This window comes from uncultured Mailhella sp., from assembly GCF_944324575.1.
GTDB lineage: Bacteria > Desulfobacterota > Desulfovibrionia > Desulfovibrionales > Desulfovibrionaceae > Mailhella.
Window position 1 is genome coordinate 1 of sequence record NZ_CALUWV010000176.1, and the last position, 3,325, is coordinate 3,325.

Consider the following 3,325-nt stretch of genomic DNA (forward strand, 5'->3'; position numbering starts at 1 on the left):
AGTGCAGGCGTGCGCGGCTGCGCCCGCCTGCGGCTGGCCGACCGATGTTCCCGCGTTGCGGTCACATCGGTGAGGTTGGAAGGATTTCCAGATGGGGAGGGGAGAGCGCCGGGTCAACGCTCTGGAAAGCCGTCGTTGGCAATGGACAGTCGTCTCCCGAAGCTCGGGGAAGCTTCTGTTTGCAACGAAACAAGTCTCTCTCAGCGCTCTGGGGCCCCGGGCGACGTCAGGAGCCCGGCCGGTGGTCATGAACAGGCGGAATTCACTTCCGCCGTTACATGAAATGACCACCGTGCAAGCCCCGCGACCGTACAGCGTGTCCGGGGCTGACGGGCGGTGGCGTCACTCGGGAGAAAGGAAAATGTCGGTCATGAACAGGCGGAATTCACTTCCGCCGTTACATGAAATGACCACCGTGCAAGTCCTGCGTCCGTACAGCGTGTCCGGAGCAGACGGGAGGCCGTGTCACTCGGGAGAAGGCGGGGGCGGGCAGACCTTCGTGTGCAACAGGCATCAATGACTCGGCACTCGTTTTTTTCTTTTAATCTCTTCGTCTCTCCAAAGCGGTCGCCCCTAGCCAAGGCGGATAAAAAAAGGTACGTTCAAGGCGGTTATGTCTTCTCAGGAAGAAGCGTGTTTGCAGCGTAGGGAGCAATCCTTGATGGAAAAGAGACATTGTATTCAGGTGCACTTCGGTGACAATCTTGACGTACTGAAGGGTATTCCTGACAACCATGTTGACCTGATCTATATTGATCCGCCTTTCAATACGGGGACAAAACAGATACGCAGGCGCTTTCATACGGAAGACGGGTGTAAAATTCTTGAAAATACTTACGGGTACAAGGACAGCTTTGACGATTTTCTCGGATTTTTGAAACCGAGACTTGAGGAGGCGTACCGTATTTTAAAGGAACACGGCTCGCTTTTCTTCCATCTCGATTACCGGGAAATTCATTATTGCAAGGTGCTGCTCGACACGATTTTCGGCCGGGAGTCCTTCATCAACGAAATCATATGGGCATACGATTACGGCGCGCGTTCCAAAAAGAAGTGGAGCGCCAAGCACGACAACATTCTGTGGTATGCCAAGGACCCGGAACATTACACGTTCAACTATGAGGACATGGACCGGATACCCTACATGGCTCCCGGTCTTGTGGGTGCGGAAAAGGCGGCGCGGGGCAAAACGCCGACCGACGTGTGGTGGCATACCATTGTCAGCCCCAACAGCAAGGAAAAGACCGGCTACGCCACACAGAAGCCTCTCGACATCATAAAGCGCATCGTGAAGATTCATTCCCGCAAGGGAGATCTGCTCATGGATTTCTTTGCCGGTTCGGGAACCCTGGGAGAAGCTGCGGCGCAGCTTGAGCGCAAATGCATTCTTGTGGACAGCAATCCGGGAGCCGTAGCGGTCATGAAGAAGCGCTTCCGCCCTTACAGCGTGCATTGGATCGGCTGCAAGGGCATAGCCATGGCACAGACACCGCGGAAGCCGGCCTCGACCGGAGGCAGGAAAAAAACGCGGGCAAAGGAGGAGACATGTACAGACTGAGCGTGAGAGGACAGAAAGTGCTCAAGGGCGTGCATCTTGTTTCCGCGGGCTGCTGGCTTGGGGGCGGCGTGTCGCTTTTCATCCTGTCGCTGGCCAAGTATCTGGGCTGGATAGAGGGAGAGGCCGTGTACGGAGCCGACCTTGCCGCCCATGTCATCGACGCCTGGGTGGTGGTGAACTTCGGGGCGCTTCTGTGCTTTGCCACCGCGCTTCTCTACAGCCTGTTCACGAACTGGGGCTTTTTCCGGCACCGCTGGATCATGCTGAAGTGGCTGGTCATTGTTCTGTGCATCGGCTTCGGCATCTGGCTCGGCGGCCGCGAGGAAATCATGCTCTCCCTCTCGCGTGAGCTCGGGGCGGAGTCCATGAACTCATCGGCCTACCGGGACGTGCTGCTGCCCTATTTCCTCGGCGGCGGGGCGCAGCTTTGCGTTCTGGCGCTCGTCTTTGCCGTGAGCATCTTCAAGCCCTTCGGAAAAAAGAAGAAGGAGCTTCTGCAGTAGAGGGGAAGGGCGCACGCTCCTGAATCGCGGCTATTCATGACCTCCAACCGGGCGACATTTTCGCGACGCCATAGTAGCCCTGCCGTCCGTCCGCCCCTGACACGCTGTACGGACGCGGGACTTGCATGGTGGTCATTTCATTTACGGCGGAAGTGAATTCCGCCTGTTCATGACCACCGGCGCGACCGCCCGAAGGCTGGTCGCGTTCCCCCGAGCGTTGAGAAAAGGCTGTCCGCTGACCTGCGGGCCCCCGAGTTTCGAGAAAAGGCTGACCGTTGCCGCCGAAGGTTCCCGAGCGTTGAAAAAGGCTGAGAGACGAGCGAAGGTTTGCCCGAGCGCTGAGAGACGGTCGGTCTTTGCCAACAAAGACACGTTCAGGCGTTGAGAAACGGCTGAAAGGAAAAACAACGGCCCGACAAATCGTTAAAAACGACTGTCCGTTATCAGCGACCGTTTCCCAGAGCGTTGACCCGACGCTCTCCTTTAATCATCTGGAAATCTCTTCCAACCACACCGATGGAACCGCGAAGCGGGACCATCGGTCGGCCAGCCGCAGGCGGGCGCAGCCGCGCACGCCTGCACTGAGTTTGCAGCCTGAAACGCGTGTGCCGAGTCTTTCGGCTCCGGGGCAGCACATCTTTTTTCTCCCTGCCTTTTCAGCGCTCTGCGTGTTGCGTTTTTCCGGCATCCGCCGCGCGGCGCAGCCGCAAGGCGAAACAGGGGGGTGCGGGGGGAATTATTTCCCCCGCGTTGCCTTTCAGGGGTGCGGGGGACTCCCCCGCCGGGGTCAGGGGCAGCGCCCCTGTGCCTTTCCTGTCCCCTTCCGCTTTTCTGCCTTTCCTGTGTTTTCTGCGTTTAAACGACAAAGGGCGTCCGATTTGAGGGACGCCCTTTGTGTTGGTGTTCAGTCGGGGTTATTCAGCGGGATTTTTTTCTTCCTTGTCCACGGGGCAGCCGCACCACGGGCAGTAGTGCATGGCGGCGGAGGGGAGGGGCTTGCCGCAGTCGGGGTTGGGGCACACGGTGGGGCAGGGGCCGAGTTCGACGATGAGTTCGCCTTCGCGGACGGGGATCATCTTACGGGTCGCCTGGTAGTCGGCGGTTTTGAGCACGCGCTTGACGATGCCGTCGGTGGGGGCGAGCACGGCCTTTTCCTGCTTCATGATGGAGATGTTGAACAGTTCATCTCCGGCCTTCACGATGTCGCCGGGCTTGACGTACACCACCCACAAATCGCCGTTGGAGGGGGCGGAGATGTGGTAGA

The 3,325-nt window shown here is 58.4% G+C and carries 3 protein-coding genes; 2 read left to right on the plus strand and 1 reads right to left on the minus strand.

The window, feature by feature from the left end:
- The first annotated feature begins 661 nt into the window (after window positions 1-661).
- Entirely contained in the window at window positions 662-1,558 is an 897-nt protein-coding gene (locus Q0J81_RS12065) for a site-specific DNA-methyltransferase (RefSeq protein WP_294448184.1), read from the plus strand.
- Window positions 1,546-2,061 carry a hypothetical protein gene (locus Q0J81_RS12070; RefSeq protein ID WP_294448185.1) on the plus strand — a complete coding sequence of 172 codons (516 nt, stop codon included), beginning with the start codon at window positions 1,546-1,548 and terminating at the stop codon, window positions 2,059-2,061. The genes Q0J81_RS12065 and Q0J81_RS12070 overlap by 13 nt, the downstream gene beginning before the upstream one ends.
- A 914-nt stretch (window positions 2,062-2,975) precedes the next feature.
- Here Q0J81_RS12070 and Q0J81_RS12075 read toward each other — a convergent pair.
- A partial coding sequence (locus Q0J81_RS12075; protein WP_294448186.1) for a biotin/lipoyl-containing protein occupies window positions 2,976-3,325 on the minus strand: 350 nt, incomplete at its 5' end.